Origin of the sequence: Pantoea agglomerans (assembly GCF_020149765.1) — a bacterium.
Classification (GTDB): Bacteria; Pseudomonadota; Gammaproteobacteria; order Enterobacterales; family Enterobacteriaceae; genus Pantoea; species Pantoea alvi.
The window spans coordinates 3,276,254-3,295,066 of the sequence record NZ_CP083809.1; the positions used below are offsets into that span (position 1 = coordinate 3,276,254).

Here is an 18,813-nt window from a genome sequence, read left to right on the forward strand (position 1 = left end):
GCGGTATGAGCGCTATCCTGACGGATGAGGTCATTGACGGCCTGAAAGACTCCCCGGCGCACTGGGATGATGCGGTGCTGACCCGCGACGCCCTGAAGCAGAAGCTGGAAACCTTTAACGCCTTTCTCTCCACGGCGTTCGACGCCGGCGAATCGGCTGAAACCTTGATCGATGCGCGTACCCTGTTTATTGACCGCCTGCTGCGCCGCCTGTGGCGCTTTTACGGCTTCGACGCCCTGCCCGCTATTGCGCTGGTGGCGGTCGGCGGCTACGGCCGCGGCGAGCTGCATCCGCTCTCCGACGTCGATATTCTGATCCTCAGCCGCGATCCCCTCGACGACGCGAGCGCGCAGCAGACCAGCGAACTGCTGACGCTGCTGTGGGATCTTAAGCTGGAGGTGGGCCACAGCGTGCGCACGCTGGAAGAGTGTCTGCTGGAAGGCTTAGCTGACCTGACCGTCGCCACCAACCTTATCGAATCGCGCATGCTGACCGGCGATGTCGCCCTGTTTCTGGAGATGCAGAAGAACATCTTTAGCGAAGGTTTCTGGCCGTCGGCGACCTTCTACGCCGCCAAGATCGAAGAGCAGCAGGCGCGCCACCAGCGCTATCACGGCACCAGCTACAACCTTGAGCCCGATATTAAAAGCAGCCCGGGCGGCCTGCGCGATATCCATACGCTGCAGTGGGTGGCGCGCCGCCACTTTGGCGCCACCACGCTGGATGAAATGGTGGGGTTCGGCTTTCTGACCGAAGCGGAGCGCAACGAGCTTAACGAATGCCAGGCCTTTCTCTGGCGCATCCGCTTCGCCCTGCATCTGACTCTGACGCGCTACGACAACCGGCTGCTGTTCGATCGGCAGCTCAACGTCGCGCAGCGCCTTAACTACCAGGGCGAAGGCAACGAGCCGGTCGAACGCATGATGAAGGATTTCTTCCGCGTAACGCGTCGTATCGGCGAGCTGAACCAGATGCTGCTGCAGCTGTTTGACGAAGCGATTCTGGCGCTCTCCACCACCGAGAAGCCGCGCCCGCTGGATGACACTTTTCAGCTGCGCGGCAACCTGATCGATCTGCGCGACGAAACCCTGTTCGAACGCGAGCCGCAGGCGATCCTGCGCATGTTCTACGTGATGGTGCGCAACGAAAATATTCGCGGCATCTACTCCACCACGCTGCGCCAGCTGCGCTACGCGCGACGTCACCTCAAGCAGCCGCTGTGTCAGATCCCGGAAGCGCGCCAGCTCTTTATGGCGATACTGCGCCATCCGGGCGCGGTCAGGCGCGCGCTGCTGCCGATGCACCGCCACAGCGTGCTCTGGGCCTACACGCCGCTGTGGGGACAGATCGTCGGGCAGATGCAGTTTGACCTGTTCCACGCCTATACCGTCGATGAGCACACTATTCGCGTGCTGCAAAAGCTGGAGAGCTTCGCCAGCGAGACCACGCGCCCGATGCATCCGCTCTGCGTTGAACTCTGGCCGCGTCTGCCGCAGCAGGAGCTGCTGCTTATGGCGGCGCTGCTGCACGACATCGCCAAAGGCCGCAACGGCGATCACTCGATTCTCGGCGCGCAGGACGCGCTGGAGTTCGCCGAGCTGCACGGCCTTAACTCACGCGAGACGCAGCTGGTCGCCTGGCTGGTGCGCCATCATCTGCTGATGTCGGTAACGGCCCAGCGCCGCGACATTCAGGATCCCACCGTGATCCAGCAGTTCGCCGAGGTGATGCAGAACGAGAACCGGCTGCGCTATCTGGTCTGCCTGACCGTGGCCGATATCTGCGCCACCAATGAAACGTTGTGGAACAGCTGGAAGCAGAGCCTGCTGCGCGAGCTCTTTTTCGCCACCGAGAAACAGCTGCGGCGCGGCATGGAAAATAGCCCGGACCTGCGCGAACGCGTGCGCCATCACCGACTGCAGGCGCTGGCGCTGCTGCGCATGGACAATATCGACGAAGAGCGGCTGCACAATATCTGGAACCGCTGCCGCGCCGACTATTTCCTGCGCCACACGCCCAACCAGCTCGCGTGGCATGCGCGTCATTTAATGGAGCACGACCTGCGCCAGCCGCTGGTGCTGGTCAGCCCGCAGGCGACGCGCGGCGGCACCGAGATTTTTATCTGGAGCCCCGACCGTCCTTACCTCTTCGCCACCGTGGCGGGCGAGCTGGATCGCCGCAACCTCAGCGTCCACGACGCACAGATTTTTACCAGCCGCGACGGCATGGCGATGGATACCTTTATCGTGCTGGAGCCGGACGGCAGTCCGCTGGCGCCCGATCGCCACCTGATGATCCGCCAGGCGCTGGAGCAGGCGATCGCCCAGACCAGCTGGAATCCGCCGCGCACGCGCCGTGCGTCGGCCAAGCTGCGCCACTTCAGCGTCGATACCGAGGTTAACTTTTTGCCGACCCATACCGACCGCCGCAGCTATCTGGAGCTGATCGCGCTCGATCAGCCCGGCCTGCTGGCGCGCGTGGGGGAAGTCTTCGCCGATATGGGCGTCTCGCTGCACGGCGCGCGCATCAGCACCATCGGCGAGCGCGTCGAGGATTTATTTATTCTGGCCAACAGCGAGCGTCGCGCGCTTGACGCGCAAATGCGCAAAGCGTTGCAACAACGGTTGACAGAAGCCCTTAATCCAAACGATAAAGTGTGACCGCAATCGATTTACTTATTTACTCTTGTGCCGGGACGTGGCCCGGCATGCACCAGACAGATCAGGAAAAAATTATGCAACAGTTACAGAGCGTTATTGAAACGGCCTTCGAACGTCGCGCCGAGATTACCCCAGCGAGCGTCGATCCGGTGACCCGTGAAGCTATCAACCAGGTGATCGCTCAGCTGGACAGCGGCGCGCTGCGCGTAGCAGAAAAGATCGACGGTCAGTGGGTAACGCATCAGTGGCTGAAGATGGCGGTTCTGCTGTCGTTCCGCATTAACGAAAACCAGGTAATGGAAGGCGCAGAAACCCGTTTTTACGACAAGGTGCCGATGAAGTTCGCCGGCTGGGACGATGCACGCTTTAAAGAAGCAGGCTTCCGCGTCGTGCCGCCAGCGGCGGTTCGTCAGGGCGCCTATATCGCACGCAATACCGTGCTGATGCCCTCCTACGTCAATATCGGCGCTTACGTTGATGAAGGCAGCATGGTCGATACCTGGGCGACCGTTGGCTCCTGCGCGCAGATCGGCAAAAACGTTCACCTCTCTGGCGGCGTCGGCATCGGCGGCGTGCTGGAGCCGCTGCAGGCGAACCCGACCATTATCGAAGATAACTGCTTTATCGGCGCGCGCTCGGAGATCGTCGAAGGGGTTATCGTGGAAGAAGGCGCGGTGATTTCCATGGGCGTCTACATCGGCCAGAGCACCAAAATCTACGATCGCGAAACCGGCGAAGTACATTACGGTCGCGTACCGGCGGGCTCCGTAGTGGTTTCCGGCAACCTGCCCTCTAAAGACGGCAGCTACAGCCTCTACTGCGCAGTTATCGTGAAGAAGGTTGACGCGAAGACGCGCGCCAAAGTGGGCATCAACGAACTGCTGCGCACTATCGACTAAGCTTCTCTGACGGGCCGCTGCGGCCCGTCATCTTTTCTTTACACTTCCCTCTCTTACAACCTGATTCGCGCGACGAATTAACAGGTGCGTTTACTTTTCACCCAGGTCATAATCCGCGCCAGTTATCTCCCGTCGCGCAGTGTTCAATCCGTTTTTTTGTCTACAGTTATTTTTGTGCCGTGAACACAGATGCGCGCTTCTCTCTTTTTGGTGGAAAAATCGCTATGTATGACAATCTTAAAAGTTTAGGCATTAACAATCCCGATGACATCGATCGCTACAGCCTGCGTCAGGAAGCGAACAACGACATTCTGAAAATTTACTTCCGCAAAGACAAAGGCGAGTTCTTCGCTAAAAGCGTGAAGTTTAAATATCCGCGCCAGCGCAAAACCGTCGTCGCCGACAATATCAATCAGGGCTACAAAGAGGTGCAGGAAATCAGCCCCAACCTGCGCTATGTGATCGACGAGCTGGATCAGATTTGCCAGCGCGATCAGGTGGAAGTCGATCTCAAGCGCAAAATCCTGGCGGATCTGCGTCATCTGGAGAGCGTGGTCACTAACAAAATCAGCGAGATCGAGAGCGATCTGGAAAAGCTGACGCGCAACAACCGCTAACGCGCCTGATATTACAGGGAGGTCGCGGGCCGAGCGCGCATGGATGCCTCAGGCGACTTTGCGATCGGGCCATACTATCTGCGCCAGCGCTCAGACTCCTTAACAGAAGGCCAGCTAACGCTGGCCTTTTTGTTGCCTTAGCTCTGCTCATCCAGCTGCAGCGCCACATAAAGCAGCAGACGATCGTCAAACTGGCTGAGATTCAGCCCGGTCAGCTCGGAAATGCGGTTCAGCCGATACTCCAGCGTATTACGGTGAATAAAGAGCGCGCGCGCCGTGGCGCTGGGCTGCACGTTATGGGTAAACCAGGCCACCAGCGTGCGCCGCAGCAGACCGTTATTATCCATGCTTTTCAGCCGCGCCAGCGGACGCGCCAGCTCATTGGCCTGCCAGCCGCCGCGCAGGCTGTCGAGCAGCACCGGCAGCACTAAATCCTGATAGAAATAGCTGCGCTGCTCCGGCATACGCTGCTTGCCGACTATCATGGTGGTGCGCGCGGTGCGATACGAGCGCGCAATGCTGCCCGGCCCGGTGAAGTGATTGCCGAGTGCGATGCGCATCCGCATCTGGCCGCTCTCTTTCATACGCTGCAGCAGCTGCTCGACGCGCCTGCGCTGATCCTCCTGATCGTAGCGCCCGTGCGCATTCAGCGCCGGTTTCAGCACCACCATCTCCGTCAGGGAAACAATGGCGATCAGGTTATCGCGCTCCGGGGTCGTCAGCAGCGTTTGCAGCTGCTGAAGCTCCGACATGGCGCTGTCGACGCCGAGCTGTCCGCTGTCGACCTCCACCACCGCCACCACGCGCGGCTGATTGAGATCGATGCCGAGACGCTGCGCCCACTCTGTCAGCTGCGGCGTCAGACTCTCGCTGCGGATAAGGTTTAGCACCAGCTCTTCGCGCAGTCGACTGTCCTGCGCCAGCATATTGAGCAGCCTCGCCTGCTCCAGCATCATTTCTGCCGCCATGCAGACCAGCTCGCCGTAGTGGCGCAGCGCCACCGGATCGCCGGTCAGGCCGATCACCCCGACGATCTCGCCGTCAATGCGCAGCGGCAGGTTAATACCTGGCCGCACGCCGTGCAGATGTTTCGCTACCGCCTCATCAATGTCCACGATACGTCCCTGCGACAGCACCAGCAGCGCGCCTTCGTGCAATTCGCCAATACGCTCGCGATCGCCGCTGCCGATAATGCGGCCACGCGCGTCCATCACGTTGACATTGCTGTCAATAATCTTCATGGTGCGCGCCACGATATCCTGCGCCAGGCGCGCATCGAGATGATAGGTTGCCATCCTTAAATCCTGACAGGGAGTGAATAGTCCAGCATACGCATGGCGGAAGAGGTCGGCATTGTGCAGATGCACAGAGCCAGGCAGGGATTTGCAGATTTTGCGGCTCCGGTCACACTCTGAACCGCGCCCATAAAAAAGGCGGACCGAAGTCCGCCTGACAGCATAACCCGCTTTACTGCATCAGCAGATAGAGGCTGGTGTCGCCGCGCTTGACGTTAAGCGCCAGCACTGAAGGTTTGGTATCGAGAATTTTGCGCAGCTCGCCCAGGTTGGTGACGCGCTGCTGGTTGACGCCAAGGATTATGTCGCCTTTTTTCAGGCCAATACGCGCTGCGGCGCTGTTGGCCTTCACGTTATCGACGCGCACCCCTTTATCGCTGCCGCTGTCGTTGCTCAGATCGGCGCCCTCGATGCCGGTGTAGATGGTGGCCGACTGCACTTTATCCTGCGTGCTCTGCTGCAGCTCGACGGTGACGCTCAGGGGCTTGCCGTCGCGCAGCAGGCCAAGCTGCAGTTTGGTGCCAATCGGCAGCGAGCCTACTTCGGCGCGCAGGGCGGCAAAACTGCTCAGCGGCTTGCCGTTCATCGACACCACGACGTCGCCCGCTTTCACGCCCGCTTTCGCCGCAGCGGAATTCGGCAGCACCTGGCTGACGAAGGCGCCGCGCTGCGCGTCGACCTTCATCGCTTTCGCCAGCTCGGAGTTCAGCTCGGCGCCCAGGATGCCCAGCTCGCCACGTTTCACCTGACCGAACTCCACCATCTGCCCGGTGAGGTTTTTCACCATATTGCTTGGAATAGCGAAGCCGATACCGATATTGCCGCCGTCCGGCGCGAGGATCGCGGTGTTAATACCGATCAGCTCACCGTTGAGATTGACCAGCGCGCCGCCGGAGTTGCCGCGGTTAATCGCCGCATCGGTCTGTATAAAGTTTTCGTAGTTTTCCACGTTAAGCCCGCTGCGCCCCAGCGCGGAGACGATGCCTGACGTGACGGTCTCGCCGAGACCGTACGGGTTGCCGATAGCGACGGTGTAGTCGCCGACGCGCAGGTTATCGGAGTCGGCAATTTTAATCGCCGTCAGGTTTTTCGCGTCGATCAGCTGCACCAGCGCGATATCGGAACGGGGATCTTTACCAATCACTTTACCGTCATAGCGACGGCCGTCGCTGAGCTGCACCTGAATTTTGGTGGCGTTATCGACCACGTGGTTGTTGGTCACCACATAGCCTTTCTCGGCGTTAATCACCACGCCGGAGCCAAGCGCGCGGAATTTTTCCTGCTGGGTATCAGGGCCAGCGCCGCCCTGCTGACACATCGGCGAGCTCTGGAAAGGTGACCCATCCTGGCAGAACGGCGAATTATCGCCGAAGAACTGCTGGAACTGCTGCGGCAGGCGCGGGGTTTTAACCGTGGTGCTGCCTTCAACGCTAATACTGACTACCGATGGCATCACTTTTTCCAGCATCGGCGCCAGGCTCGGCAGCTGCTGACTGGTAGAAGAAGCCGATTCGGCGGCGAAAACGGCGGCAGGGCTTAACGCCAGGCCAAGACTGAGCGCCAGCGCGCTCAACGTTAAGGTGTTTTTTTTCATTCGTATTAGTCTCATCCAGTAATAAACGTCAGACCCTTGCTGTGGTCAGTTATGAGATTTATCTTTTAACGCGAAGTTCCAGCAAAAGTTTGCGGGAAAGGTAAAAATTTATGCACGACCTTTACAAAAGTCCAGTTATTCCACCGCCATTAGTCGGCGATACTCATCCCATGCATAGAGATCGGTCATGCCGCTAATATAATCCTGAATCAGGCGAAAGCGATAATAACGCTCCCACAGCAGGCGCTGATATTTATGCTCAACCACTAGCGTGCGCATTTTTTGCTGATAGGCTTTGCGGTGTTTGCCGGAAAGTTTATGGAACAGGCGCGTTTCAATGGGGTGCTGGCGCAAAAAATCGTCATTAATCAGCGTGGTAAAGGCTTCATACGTCAGCGTCATTAAAGGTTGATATATTTCTAACAATCCCTTAATAACGCGATAACCCTGTAATTCCAGCTGTTCGACTTCGGCATGGTTAAATACGTGGCGACGCGCCACCGTTTTAAACATCTGCAATAGCCGCCCCTCTTCGCCGTCATCCTCTAATAGCGCATGATTAAAATCGCCGTTGAAAATAGCCGGCAGATTATCGACGAAACGTCTCACCGCATGGCTGACCAGCACGTTCTGAACGTTAACCCGCAATGACATAAAGAACTGATCGCTTCTGCTGCGACGCTTTTTGTTACAGGCTTCGCGCCAGGCATCGCCGACCGTTCGACTAAAGGCGTCATTATTTTTAATCGGCCCCCAGTTTTTACATAAATAGTCATAAAGCGCATCAATGTTAAATATATCTTTTTCAACGGCGTCATCAAGATCGGCGATGCAGTAAGAGATATCATCCGCCGCCTCCATAATATAGGTCAGCGGAAAGCGATGATGCTCTTCCATATGGGTCGCGGCGCGCAGCTCGGCGATATAGTCGCGCTCGGAGAGATAAAAGCCGGGCTTTTTCATCAGGGCGCTAAACTGTTCCGGCTTCTCACCCTGCCACCAGGCGGGGGCGGTATATTTCAGGATGCAGGCGACCTGTGAATAGCTGAGATTGAGCTGCAGCAGGGTATGCACCATACGGATCGCCTGCGCGTTGCCTTCGAAGTGGCACAGATCCTGGCGGATCATGGCGTTTAGCTGGCTAAAGTCAGCGCGCTGCTGCTCGCCTTCAACCCCGGCCACCAGCGGATCCACCAGCTCCAGCGGAAGGTGCTCTTCAAACCAGTCGTTGATGGCGGCCTCGCCGAAATGGCCGAACGGCGGATTGCCGACGTCGTGCAGCAAACAGGCCATCTCCACCAGACTTTCGAACGCGCCCTCCATCCCGTCCAGCCCATACTGCGCCAGACCGCCCTGATTTTTCAGGGTTTGCAGGATCTCTTTGGCGATATAGCGCCCCGTCTGCTGCACCTCCAGCGAATGGGTCAGGCGCGAACGTACCGCGGCGTTACGCTCCAGTGGAAAGACCTGGGTTTTTTGTTGCAGTCGGCGAATTGCCGCCGAGTTGATAATGCGGCCGCGATCGCTCTCAAAGTGGCGGGTAATAAAGTATTCCCCTTCCGGCTCTTTGCGCGTGTTATAAGGGCGGGTAAAACTGATCTTCTTCCTGAAATTAACCGTCGCCATCATTTCCCCTTATACCTTCGTGAATCAATCCCCTGCCAGCCATGCTAGACTATGCCTCACTTTTTACGACCACTTCCACCACATTAGCGAGACTCTTTTATGAAAGCAGGCATTATTGGCGCGATGGAGCAGGAAGTGACCCTGCTGCGTGACAAAATCGAGAACCGCCAGACCCTGACGCTGGCCGGATGCGAAATTTACACCGGCACGCTGAATGGCGTTGAGGTCGCTTTGCTGAAATCGGGTATCGGTAAAACCTCAGCGGCGCTCGGCACTACGCTGCTGCTTGAGCTGTGCAAGCCGGACCTGGTGATCAATACCGGATCGGCCGGCGGCCTGGCGCCGACGCTCTCGGTTGGCGATATCGTGGTCTCAGACGAAGTGCGCTACCACGACGCCGACGTCACCGCCTTTGGCTACGAGCCGGGCCAGATGGCGGGCTGCCCGGCGGCCTTTACCGCTGATGCGCAGCTGATCGCCGCTGCGGAAGCCTGCATCAGCGAGCTGAATCTGAACGCGGTGCGCGGCCTGGTGGTCAGCGGCGACGCCTTTATCAACGGCGCCGAGCCGCTGGCGCGTATTCGCACCACCTTCCCGCAGGCGATCGCCGTAGAGATGGAAGCGACCGCAATCGGCCATGTCTGCCACCAGTTTAAGGTGCCTTTCGTGGTGGTGCGCGCCATCTCCGACGTGGCCGACAAAGCGTCGCATCTGAGCTTTGAAGAGTTTCTCAGCGTTGCGGCGCAGCAGTCGTCGCTGATGGTGGAGAAGCTGCTGGCGCGTCTGGCGCGTGGCTAAATCGCTCTGGCCGATCGGGCTGCTGCTGTTTTGCAGCAGCCTGCTCGCCGCCGCCCCGCGCGTTATCTCTCTCGCCCCACATCTCACCGAAATGGCGTTCGCCGCGGGCATCACGCCGGTCGCGGTCAGCGCCTGGTCCGACTATCCGCCCGCCGCGAAGGCGCTGGAGCAGGTCGCCAACTGGCAAGGCGTTAAGGTCGAGCGCATTCTGGCGCTAAAGCCGGATGTGGTGCTGGCCTGGCGCGGCGGCAATCCGCAGCGCCAGATCGATCAGCTGCAGCGGCTCGGCGTTAAGGTCGAGTGGCTCGATCCCGGCTCGCTGAAAGAGATGGCGGACGCCGTCGCGTCGCTACAGCGCTGGAGCCCCCATCCGCAGCAGGCGCTGGATGTCGCGCAGCAGCTGAAACAGCAGGAAAACGCCCTGCGCGCGCGCTACGCCGCCCTGCCCGCCGTGCCGCTTTTTCTGCAGTTCGGCCAGCAGCCGCTGTTTACCGCCGCGCGCGATACCCTGCAGAACGACATCATCACGCTGTGCGCCGGAAAGAATATTTTTGCCGACAGCCGCGTCAGCTGGCCGCAGGTCAGCCGGGAGCAGGTGCTGATGCGTCATCCGCAGGCGATTGTGGTCGCCGGCTACGCCGCGCAGGCGCAAAGCGTGGCAACATTCTGGCAGCCTCAGCTAGCCGTGCCGGTTATCGCCATTAACGATGACTGGATTAGCCGTCCTGGCCCACGTATGCTGCTGGCGGCAAAGCAGCTCTGCGCCGCCCTGCATCCGGCACAGTAAATCAGCATAAATCGGTTAAAGATCCCGCTAACTTTGCCGTTAATCAATTAACGAGACGCCGACGCCACGTAAGCTCAGCGTCCTTTTATGCGCACCGCGCATTTTGCACACCAGGAATCCTGTATGACCAGAGCCTTGCTGCTGGCCTTCGCGCTCGCAACCGTCGCGCCCTTCGCGGCTGCGTCAACCACGGGAACGATAGGCGTCCAGTTGATTATCTATTCGCGCTGTGAAGTTAACAGCCAGCCGCAGCGAGCAATGCCGCAGATCGATTGCGGTCGCCGCCTCAACGCGCAGCCGCGCGTAACGGAAAGCGTGCTAAAGAAGGATGGAATTCGTAAGGAAACGGCGAAGCTGGTAACCGTTGAATGGTAATAAAAAGGCCGTCGCAAGACGGCCTTTTTGCATCAGATACTGAAAGAGGAGCCGCAGCCGCAGGTGGTTTTAGCGTTCGGGTTAGTAACGATAAAACGCGACCCTTCCAGGCCTTCGGTGTAGTCCACCGAGCCGCCGACCAGATACTGCAGGCTCATCGGATCCACCACCAGCGCCACGCCCTGCTTCTCAATGGTCATGTCGCCGTCGTTCATTTTATCGTCAAAGGTGAAGCCATACTGAAAGCCGCTGCAACCGCCGCCGGTGATATAGACGCGCAGTTTCAGATCGGGGTTCTCTTCGTCGGCAATCAGGTTCTTTACCTTGCTGGCCGCCGCATCGGTAAACTGTAACGGCAGTGCTGCAACATCATCACTCATCTTATACTCCGGTAAAGGTCCAGGCCATAAAACGACCTCAATTGCGCTATTATCCGCCAGCGCGATAGCGCAATCAAGTTTTGCCCTTCGCACTCTGTGCCGCCGGCCTTCAGCTAAGGTAAGTATAGCGCGCCCTTTCCGGCCTTTCGCCCGGCCGTTATCTTCCCGTAGAATGGCGCGAGAATTTTTATGAACCGCTGGAGCCGAATAAATGAGTAAGTCCGAAAACCTGTTTGCCGAAGCGCAACGCCTGATCCCCGGCGGCGTTAACTCGCCGGTGCGTGCGTTTAACGGCGTAGGCGGCACGCCGCTGTTCATCGAGCGCGCCGACGGCGCCTGCCTGTATGATGCCGACGGCAAAGCCTATATCGACTATGTCGGCTCATGGGGGCCGATGGTGCTGGGCCACAACAACGCCGCGATCCGCAACGCGGTGATCGAAGCGGCTACGCACGGCCTGAGCTTCGGCGCGCCTACCGAGATGGAAGTGAAGATGGCGCAGCTGGTGTGTGAGCTGGTGCCGAGCATGGATATGGTGCGTATGGTGAACTCCGGCACCGAAGCGACCATGAGCGCCATTCGTCTGGCGCGCGGCTTTACCGGCCGCGACAAGATTGTGAAGTTCGAAGGCTGCTATCACGGCCATGCTGACTGCCTGCTGGTAAAAGCGGGCTCCGGCGCGCTGACGCTGGGTCAGCCCAACTCCCCTGGCGTGCCGGCCGATTTCGCCCGCCACACCCTGACCTGCACCTATAACGATCTCGACTCCGTGCGCGCTGCGTTCGAGCAGTACCCGGAGGAAATCGCCTGTATTATCGTCGAGCCGGTCGCGGGCAATATGAACTGCATTCCTCCGCTGCCGGACTTCCTGCCGGGCCTGCGCGCACTCTGTGATGAGTTCGGCGCGCTGCTGATTATCGATGAGGTGATGACCGGCTTCCGCGTGGCGCTGGGCGGCGCGCAGGAGTATTACAACGTGCGGCCAGATCTGACCTGCCTCGGCAAGATTATCGGCGGCGGCATGCCGGTAGGCGCCTTCGGCGGACGCCGCGAAGTGATGGACGCGCTGGCACCAACCGGGCCGGTTTATCAGGCGGGCACCCTTTCCGGCAACCCCATTGCGATGGCGGCCGGCTTCGCCTGTTTGACGCAGATTGCCCAGCCGGGCACGCATCAGACGCTGACCGAGCGCACGACGCAGCTGGCGCAGGGTCTGCTGGCGGCGGCGAAGGCGGAAAATATCCCGCTGGTGGTGAATCACGTTGGCGGCATGTTCGGTATTTTCTTTACCGACGCCGACAGCGTCACCTGCTACGCCGACGTAACCCAATGCGACGTTGAGCGCTTCAAGCGTTTCTTCCACCTGATGCTGGAAGAGGGCGTTTACCTTGCGCCTTCCGCCTTTGAGGCGGGCTTTATGTCGCTGGCGCACGGCCACGAGGAGATCGAGCGCACCATCGACGCCGCTCGCCGCTGTTTTGCGAAGCTGTAAGCGTGGGATTGACGCTGATGGCTGGCTCAGTCAAACAGCGGATGATAGGGGCTGAAGAGCCAGGCGTTCCGCGCCAGAGACAAAACGCCGGGAGCGTTTTGAACAACCCAGCGCGCTAGCCCGACAACGACACCCGTGTGCGGGACGCGCGTTCAGGGAGGTCTTGCGCGACGTTGCGATCGGAACCTGTCTTGCGCGTGAGCACGCAGCCAACAACATCAGACCGGCAACTTGCCGGTCTTTTTTTTACCGCGAGCGCCGTAACAGCCAGATAAAATAGGGCGCGCCGATAAAGGTTGCCATCAGCCCCGCCGGCAGCTGATCTGGAAACGCCAGCATGCGTCCGCACCAGTCGGCCAGCAGCATCAGCCCTGCCCCAAACAGCCCCGCCATCGCCATCTGCGGCAGCGCGCGGCGGAAACCGAGCATGCGCGCAATATGCGGCGCCATCAAACCGACAAAGCTCAGCGGCCCGATAGTGAGCGTCGCGGCGGCAGTCAGCGCGGCCGCCAGCAGCATCAGCGCCAGTCGCGACGCGTTAAGCGCCATGCCCGCCGAGCGCGCCGTGGCGGATCCGAGCGGCAGCAGCGTCAGCCAGCGGCTGGCGAGCGGCGCCAGCGCCGTCAAAACCAGCGCCAGCGCGGCGCTCTGCATCGCTGCCCTGCTGCTGATGTTATAGGTCGAGCCGGAAATCCAGCTCAGCAAGCCGCCCATACGCGGATCGCCGCTTGCCAGCAGCAGCATCAGCAGCGTAACGAACGCGCTGTTAAGCGCCATGCCCGCCAGCAGCATACGCTCCGGCGAAAAGCCGCCGCGTCCCGCCACCAGCATAATAATCAGCAGCGTTCCCGCCGCGCCCAGCGCCCCCGCCGGCAGCAGAAACGCCAGCGCGTCGCCCGGCACGAAAAACAGCATCACCACCACGCCGAACGCCGCGCCGGAACTGATGCCCAGCACTTCCGGGCTGGCCATCGGATTACCGGTCAGGCGCTGGATCAAACAGCCCGCCACGCCAAGCATCAGCCCCACCGCCAGCGCCGCCACCAGCCGCGGCGCGCGCCACGGCAAGAGCTGATGAAACAGTTCGCCGCTCGACCACAGCCAGCCGTGCGCGTCGCGGCCGAAGGCGAGCGCCATCCAGGCCAGCACGCCGAGCAGCGCCAGCCCCGCGAGGGACCAGCGCCACACCGCGTGGCGTTCAGCCGGCACCTTATCGCCCATATCGAGCGCGGGCGGCGTCGAGCCGGTGCGCAGCCGCGGCAGCAGCCAGAGCAGCAGCGGCACCCCCGTCAGCGCCGTCAGGGTGCCGGTTGAGACTTCGCGCCAGTGCGCGGTAAGCCACAGCACGCAGGCATCCGCCAGCCACAGCAGCAGCGCGCCGATCAGCGGCGCCAGCAGCATGCGGCTCAGCAGCCGACGCGCCCCCAGCAGCTTCGCCAGCAGCGGCGCAAACAGGCCGATAAAGCCGATAATGCCCGCCACGCTCACCAGCTGCGCGCTGAGCAGGATCGCCAGCGCCAGCGTGCCGACGCGGCCCAGCGCCAGCGCCAGACCGAGGTTTTTCGCCACGCCGTCGTCCAGTCCCATCAGCGTCAGCGGACGCAGCAGCGCCAGCGCCAGCGCGAAGGCGAGCAGCAGGCGCGGCCACAGCAGGCTGACGTTCTCCCAGCCCATCTGGTTGAGCGAGCCGGTGCTCCAGAGGAACATCGTCTGCAGCTGGTCGTGATTGAAAATCGCGAAGATCTGGTTCACCGCCCCGCTGTAGAGGCTCAGCACCAGCCCGGAAAGGATCAGCGTAACCGGCGACAGCCGTTTGCCCCAGGCGACGCCGAACACCACCGCGCCAACCGCCAGCGCGCCGATCAGCGCGGCCAGCTGCGTGGTGGCCGCGCCGCCCGGCAGCTGCCACAGCGTGGCGACGGTAATGCCGAGCTGCGCGCCGGAAGAGACGCCCAGCGTGGTCGGCTCCGCCAGCGGATTGCGCAGCGTCTGTTGAAACAGCAGGCCCGCCAGCCCGAGCCCGGCGCCAACCAGCAGCGCCAGCCCGAGGCGCGGCAGCAGACTGTAGTGAAACAGCATCTGATCGATATTATTACGATCCGGCGACAGCAGCGCCTGTGTCCACTGCGACGACGGCAGCGCCGCGCGCAGATTGATGACGCTCAGCAGCAGCGCCAGCAGGAACAGCAGGCTCAGCAGCGCGGCAGGAAAATAACGATGGCGCATCAGCGCGTCTCCAGCGCGCGTTCCAGCACGCGAACAAAGTGCAGCGCCGACAGGGTCGCGCCGTAGTACCACACCGCCGGCACGCGCTGAAAGCGTCCGGCACGAACAAAGGGCAGCGCCTGCCACAGCGGGCTGCGCGCGAGCTGCGCCATATCGGCGTCGTTAGCGTGATCGAAGCAGATCGCCTCGACGTCGCGCAGATGCGCCAGCCGCTCAATGCCGATCACCGCGCTGCCCCAGAAGTTGGTTTCTCCCTGCCAGGCGTTGGTTAACCCCAGCCGCTCCATCACTTCCAGAAACAGGCTGTTCTTGCCGAACGCCAGCGCATGTCGGCTATCCATCAGCGACATCAGCAGCACTGGACGCGCGGCCCAGGGCGCAAGCCGCTGGCGCGCGGCGGCCAGCTCGCGATCCAGCATCTGCAGGTGCGCTTCCGCTTCGGCTTCGCGGCCGATGCGCTTTGCCAGCATGCGCAGCGAATCGCGCGCCGCGGAGAGCGGTTTGCCGTCGCCGCGGTTGAGGTCGAAGCCCATAATCGGCGCGATGCGCTGAAGTTTTTCCGGCGACGGGCCGTAGCCGTTGGAACAGAGGATCAGCGAGGGCTGCAGCTGGGTCATCAGCTCCAGGTTAGGTTCGGTGCGCAGCCCGACATCCACGGTGTGCGGCGGCAGCGGCGGCTCGCCGACCCAGATGTTGTAGTTGCGCGTATCGGCGACCGCCAGCGGCGCAACGCCGAGCGCCAGCAGCAGCTCGGTCGGCAGCCACTCCAGGGCGATAATGCGCTGCGGCGATGGCGCGGCGGCGTGCAGCGGCAGCGCGCGTAGCCACGGCGTCAGCGCCAGCGCCGCCAGCAGGCGACGACGAGAGATCTCCATGCTCAGGCCCTCAGTAGACAAAGCTGACCGGCGCGCCGCCCTGCGGATGCGGCAGGATGCCCATAGGAATACCGTAAATCGCCCCCAGCACCTCGGCCTGCATAATGGCGTCCGGCGCGCCTTCGGCAATGGTCTTGCCGCCGCGCAGCGCCACCAGATGGTCGCAGTAGCGCGCCGCCATATTGATATCGTGCAGCACGGCGATCACCGTCAGTCCGCGCTCGCGGCTGAGGCGCTGGATCAGCGCCAGCACCTCGACCTGATGGGCGATATCCAGCGCCGAAGTCGGCTCGTCAAGCAGCAGGCAGCGGCTGTTTTGCGCCACCAGCATCGCCAGCCAGGCGCGCTGGCGCTCCCCGCCGGAGAGGCTGTCCACCAGGCGGCCAGCCAGCGGCTTCAGCCCGACCTGCGCGATCGCCTCTTCAACCCGCACGCGATCCTCCTGACCAAAGCGGCCCAGCGCGCCGTGCCACGGATAGCGGCCTATCGCCACCAGCTCGCGCACCGTCATACCTTCGGCGGCGGGCAGCTGCTGCGGCAGATAGGCAACTTCGCGCGCGAACGCTTTGTTGCTCCACGCCTCGACCGGCGTCGCATTAAGCAGCACCTTCCCCTCGCTGGGGTACTGATGGCGTCCCAGCATCTTGAGCAGTGTCGATTTTCCGGAGCCGTTATGGCCAATAAGCGCGGTCACTTTGCCAGGGGGAAAGGTCAGCGAGAGTGGATGCAGCAGCGTGCGGCCGGGCACGTGAAAGCTGACATTATCCAGCGTAAAAGTGGCTGCGTCGTGCATAGGCTGCATGATCATCCCAGGTTAAACGGGCGCCGCGGCGCCCGGTTGCATCAGAAACGGAAAGTGGCGGTGCCAACGATTTGACGCTCTGCACCCCAGTAGCAGGCGTAGTCGCGGTAACAGCTGGCGACATAGTCACGGTCAAACAGGTTTTTCACGTTGACGCCCACCGACGAGCCCGGCAAACCGAATCGGCCAAGGTCATATTTCAGCATCGCATCCACCGTGGTGTAACCCGCGACGTCGAAGTTCTGATTGTTCTGCGTGCCGGTGCTGTAAAGCCCTTTGCTTTCACCAACGTAGCGCACCCCTGCGCCGACGGAGACCCCAGAGAGCGCGGTCTCGTGGAAGGTGTAATCCGCCCACAGCGACGCCATATGCTTCGGCACCTCCACCGGCGTGCGGCCTTTCAGCAGCGTGTCGTGGGTATATTCTGCGTCGGTGTAGGTGTAGGCGGCCGTCAGGTTAATATTGGCGTTCACCGCCGCTTTGGCTTCCAGCTCCACGCCGCGCGAGCGAATTTCGCCGCTCTGCACGCTGGCGAATGGATGATTTACCGTATCTGGGTCGGCGGTCAGATTTTTGGTTTTGGTCAGCTGATAGAGCGCGGCGGTCAGGGTGATCGGACGATCTTTCGGCACATATTTCACGCCCGCCTCATACTGCTTAGCACGTGAAGGATCGAATGCCTGACCTTCATAAGTCGAACCGGAGTTAGGAATAAAGGCTTCGCTATAGCTGAAGTAAGGTGCAATGCCGTTATCAAATACGTAGTTCAGTCCACCGCGCCATGTAAAGGCCTGATCGTTCTGCCGACTTAACGTGCCGTTATAACGATCATATACCGATGTCATGGCGTAATCGTAGCGACCACCCAGTGTCAGCACCCAGCGGTTCCATTCCATTTGATCCTGCGCATAGAGTCCAGTCTGGCGCTGTTTATTGAGATGCTGGTAGGGATCGAAAGGAGTGAAACTGTCATCACCATACTGCGGAGCGACAGCGTTCAGGCTGCTGGCCGTACCAAACTGCGCATCGATATCGTTGCGGGTGCGCTGGAAGTCCACTCCCAGCAGCAGCGTATGATCCACCTCGCCGGTGGCGAATTTCGCCTGCGCCTGCGTATCGACGGCGAACTGATTCAGCCTCTCCTGCGACGTTGCGGAACCGCGCGTAATCGACTGCGTGGCGGCGTCGAAGCCGTTGCCGTAAATGCTGCGGTAGTCGGTGCGCAGATCGGCGTAGCGCAGGTTCTGACGCACCGCCCAGGTATCGTTAAAGCTGTGCTCGAAGCTGTAGCCCACCATTTTGGTGTTGCGTGAGATTTTGTTGCTCTCTTCGCCTTCGTCAAAGCTGGTCGGCAGCTTGTACTCGCTGCCGTCCGCGCGCGTAATCGGCACCACCGTGCCCTGACGCGGCAGCCAGCCGTAGTAGCCGGTTTCCGGCTCGTTCTGGAAATAGGTCAGCAGGTCGAAGCGGGTATTTGCGTCCGGACGCCAGCTGAACGACGGCGCGATGGTGTAGCGCTTCTCTTTGTTTTTATCCTGCTGCGCGTCAGCGCTGCGCGCCAGGCCGGTCAGACGATAGCTGTAGACGCCGTCGTCATCCAGCGCGCCGCCAAAATCGAATCCGGTGGAAAAGAGGTTGTCGCTGCCCATCTGAAACTGCACTTCGCGCAGGGTTTCCTGGGTCGGGCGCTTGCTTACCAGCGCCACTACCCCGCCGGGATTGCTTTTGCCGTAGAGCACCGAAACCGGGCCGCGCAGCAGCTCGGCGCGCTCAAGGAAGTAAGGATCGATAGCGAATTCGGAGTAGTTGTCGCCCTGCAGCTTCAGGCCGTCAAGATACTGGTTGGTATTGGTTTCGCTGAAGCCGCGAATCGACAGCGCGTCGATCACCTGCGAGCTGCCGCGGTTGCCGGTCAGCACGCCTGGCGTGTAGTTGAATGCCTCTTTTACCGTGGTTATCTGCCGCGTTTCCATCTCTTCACGCGTCACCACCGAAACCGACTGCGGGTTTTTCTCGATCGGCGTATCGGTTTTGGTGCCGGTGGCGCTCTTTTTCGCGGCGATGGTCGGCGCGGGGCCCCACGCGCTCTCCTGCGCCGCGCCGGACGCGGCGTCTGCCGATACTACCAGCGTCTCTTCAGCCAGCGCAGAGGCGCTTACTGAGCCAAAAATAACGGCAATGCTTAAAGCCAGAGGACGGCGCAAAAATGGGCCGCGCAGATAACAGGAAAACGTCGTTCGCGCATTCATAGTAGTGTCTCTTGAATAAAAGTATGGGCAGGCGAATGAAAACGAGAATGATTATTATGCCGAGTGGATTCTAGGCGAAACGCTTTACTTTCTGCAAGGGATAATCCCGCGCGCAGCGCCGTCTGGCGGCCCTTCGCG

15 protein-coding genes are annotated in these 18,813 nt (G+C 60.9%); 7 read left to right on the forward strand and 8 right to left on the reverse strand.

The annotated features are described in order from the left end of the window. Positions 1-5 precede the first annotated feature (5 nt). The 3 genes from glnD to LB453_RS18450 all read left to right on the forward strand — a co-directional run bounded on the left by glnD (position 6) and on the right by LB453_RS18450 (position 4,176). Positions 6-2,660: a bifunctional uridylyltransferase/uridylyl-removing protein GlnD gene (gene glnD / locus LB453_RS18440; RefSeq protein WP_103793998.1), complete on the forward strand. Its 2,655-nt coding sequence runs from the start codon at positions 6-8 to the stop codon at positions 2,658-2,660. Positions 2,661-2,734: 74 nt separating this feature from the next. Further along, the gene (gene dapD, locus LB453_RS18445) at positions 2,735-3,559 is read left to right on the forward strand and encodes a 2,3,4,5-tetrahydropyridine-2,6-dicarboxylate N-succinyltransferase (RefSeq protein WP_103793997.1); all 825 of its coding nucleotides are present in this window, start codon (positions 2,735-2,737) and stop codon (positions 3,557-3,559) included. 224 nt (positions 3,560-3,783) lie between these two features. Next, positions 3,784-4,176 carry a DUF3461 family protein gene (locus LB453_RS18450; RefSeq protein WP_103793996.1) on the forward strand — a complete coding sequence of 131 codons (393 nt, stop codon included), beginning with the start codon at positions 3,784-3,786 and terminating at the stop codon, positions 4,174-4,176. A 137-nt stretch (positions 4,177-4,313) separates the two neighbouring features. Here LB453_RS18450 and LB453_RS18455 read toward each other — a convergent pair whose 3' ends face one another. The 3 genes from LB453_RS18455 to dgt all read right to left on the reverse strand — a co-directional run bounded on the left by LB453_RS18455 (position 4,314) and on the right by dgt (position 8,691). Then, a complete protein-coding gene (locus tag LB453_RS18455; protein ID WP_103793995.1) occupies positions 4,314-5,471 on the reverse strand; it encodes a CdaR family transcriptional regulator in 1,158 nt (385 codons plus the stop codon). A 172-nt stretch (positions 5,472-5,643) separates the two neighbouring features. Then, the gene (degP, locus tag LB453_RS18460) at positions 5,644-7,065 is read right to left on the reverse strand and encodes a serine endoprotease DegP (protein ID WP_103793994.1); all 1,422 of its coding nucleotides are present in this window, start codon (positions 7,063-7,065) and stop codon (positions 5,644-5,646) included. A 135-nt stretch (positions 7,066-7,200) separates the two neighbouring features. Next, complete coding sequence (gene dgt, locus LB453_RS18465) at positions 7,201-8,691, reverse strand: dGTPase (protein WP_103793993.1); 1,491 nt, start codon at positions 8,689-8,691, stop codon at positions 7,201-7,203. 99 nt (positions 8,692-8,790) lie between these two features. Here dgt and mtnN point away from each other — a divergent pair, with 99 nt between their 5' ends. The 3 genes from mtnN (at position 8,791) to LB453_RS18480 (ending at position 10,651) form a co-directional block, all read left to right on the forward strand. Beyond that, the gene (mtnN, locus tag LB453_RS18470; RefSeq protein ID WP_103793992.1) at positions 8,791-9,489 is read left to right on the forward strand and encodes a 5'-methylthioadenosine/S-adenosylhomocysteine nucleosidase; all 699 of its coding nucleotides are present in this window, start codon (positions 8,791-8,793) and stop codon (positions 9,487-9,489) included. Continuing rightward, a complete protein-coding gene (gene btuF, locus LB453_RS18475) occupies positions 9,482-10,276 on the forward strand; it encodes a vitamin B12 ABC transporter substrate-binding protein BtuF (RefSeq protein WP_103793991.1) in 795 nt (264 codons plus the stop codon). The genes mtnN and btuF overlap by 8 nt, the downstream gene beginning before the upstream one ends. A gap of 123 nt (positions 10,277-10,399) precedes the next feature. After that, on the forward strand, positions 10,400-10,651 hold the full coding sequence (locus tag LB453_RS18480; RefSeq protein WP_103793990.1) for a hypothetical protein: 252 nt from the start codon (positions 10,400-10,402) through the stop codon (positions 10,649-10,651). A gap of 32 nt (positions 10,652-10,683) precedes the next feature. Here the strand turns inward: LB453_RS18480 and erpA are convergent, their stop codons facing one another. Further along, positions 10,684-11,031, reverse strand: coding sequence for an iron-sulfur cluster insertion protein ErpA (erpA, locus tag LB453_RS18485; RefSeq protein WP_033749565.1), 348 nt, complete (start codon positions 11,029-11,031; stop codon positions 10,684-10,686). A gap of 211 nt (positions 11,032-11,242) precedes the next feature. Here erpA and hemL point away from each other — a divergent pair, with 211 nt between their 5' ends. Then, a complete protein-coding gene (gene hemL / locus LB453_RS18490) occupies positions 11,243-12,523 on the forward strand; it encodes a glutamate-1-semialdehyde 2,1-aminomutase (RefSeq protein WP_103793989.1) in 1,281 nt (426 codons plus the stop codon). 246 nt (positions 12,524-12,769) lie between these two features. On the opposite strand, the gene fhuB is transcribed toward hemL, so the two are convergent. From fhuB to fhuA, 4 genes are read right to left on the reverse strand one after another with little or no spacing between them, the layout of a single operon-like run. Then, positions 12,770-14,749, reverse strand: a complete 1,980-nt coding sequence (fhuB, locus tag LB453_RS18495) for a Fe(3+)-hydroxamate ABC transporter permease FhuB (protein WP_103793988.1) — start codon at positions 14,747-14,749, stop codon at positions 12,770-12,772. Continuing rightward, complete coding sequence (gene fhuD, locus LB453_RS18500; protein ID WP_103793987.1) at positions 14,749-15,624, reverse strand: Fe(3+)-hydroxamate ABC transporter substrate-binding protein FhuD; 876 nt, start codon at positions 15,622-15,624, stop codon at positions 14,749-14,751. The genes fhuB and fhuD overlap by 1 nt, the downstream gene beginning before the upstream one ends. Positions 15,625-15,634: 10 nt before the next feature. Beyond that, the gene (gene fhuC / locus LB453_RS18505) at positions 15,635-16,432 is read right to left on the reverse strand and encodes a Fe3+-hydroxamate ABC transporter ATP-binding protein FhuC (protein WP_199187275.1); all 798 of its coding nucleotides are present in this window, start codon (positions 16,430-16,432) and stop codon (positions 15,635-15,637) included. Positions 16,433-16,467: 35 nt separating this feature from the next. Further along, positions 16,468-18,675, reverse strand: coding sequence for a ferrichrome porin FhuA (fhuA, locus tag LB453_RS18510; RefSeq protein ID WP_103793986.1), 2,208 nt, complete (start codon positions 18,673-18,675; stop codon positions 16,468-16,470). Between the last annotated feature and the right edge of the window lie 138 nt (positions 18,676-18,813).

Excerpts from the sequence above, each read along its gene's own strand:
- glnD (WP_103793998.1), top strand. The coding sequence starts at position 6 with ATGAGCGCTATCCTGACGGATGAGGTCATTGACGGCCTGAAAGACTCC.
- dapD (WP_103793997.1), top strand. The coding sequence starts at position 2,735 with ATGCAACAGTTACAGAGCGTTATTGAAACGGCCTTCGAACGTCGCGCC.
- LB453_RS18450 (WP_103793996.1), top strand. The coding sequence starts at position 3,784 with ATGTATGACAATCTTAAAAGTTTAGGCATTAACAATCCCGATGACATC.
- LB453_RS18455 (WP_103793995.1), bottom strand. The coding sequence starts at position 5,471 with ATGGCAACCTATCATCTCGATGCGCGCCTGGCGCAGGATATCGTGGCG.
- degP (WP_103793994.1), bottom strand. The coding sequence starts at position 7,065 with ATGAAAAAAAACACCTTAACGTTGAGCGCGCTGGCGCTCAGTCTTGGC.
- dgt (WP_103793993.1), bottom strand. The coding sequence starts at position 8,691 with ATGGCGACGGTTAATTTCAGGAAGAAGATCAGTTTTACCCGCCCTTAT.
- mtnN (WP_103793992.1), top strand. The coding sequence starts at position 8,791 with ATGAAAGCAGGCATTATTGGCGCGATGGAGCAGGAAGTGACCCTGCTG.
- LB453_RS18480 (WP_103793990.1), top strand. The coding sequence starts at position 10,400 with ATGACCAGAGCCTTGCTGCTGGCCTTCGCGCTCGCAACCGTCGCGCCC.
- erpA (WP_033749565.1), bottom strand. The coding sequence starts at position 11,031 with ATGAGTGATGATGTTGCAGCACTGCCGTTACAGTTTACCGATGCGGCG.
- hemL (WP_103793989.1), top strand. The coding sequence starts at position 11,243 with ATGAGTAAGTCCGAAAACCTGTTTGCCGAAGCGCAACGCCTGATCCCC.
- fhuB (WP_103793988.1), bottom strand. The coding sequence starts at position 14,749 with ATGCGCCATCGTTATTTTCCTGCCGCGCTGCTGAGCCTGCTGTTCCTG.
- fhuD (WP_103793987.1), bottom strand. The coding sequence starts at position 15,624 with ATGGAGATCTCTCGTCGTCGCCTGCTGGCGGCGCTGGCGCTGACGCCG.
- fhuC (WP_199187275.1), bottom strand. The coding sequence starts at position 16,432 with ATGATCATGCAGCCTATGCACGACGCAGCCACTTTTACGCTGGATAAT.
- fhuA (WP_103793986.1), bottom strand. The coding sequence starts at position 18,675 with ATGAATGCGCGAACGACGTTTTCCTGTTATCTGCGCGGCCCATTTTTG.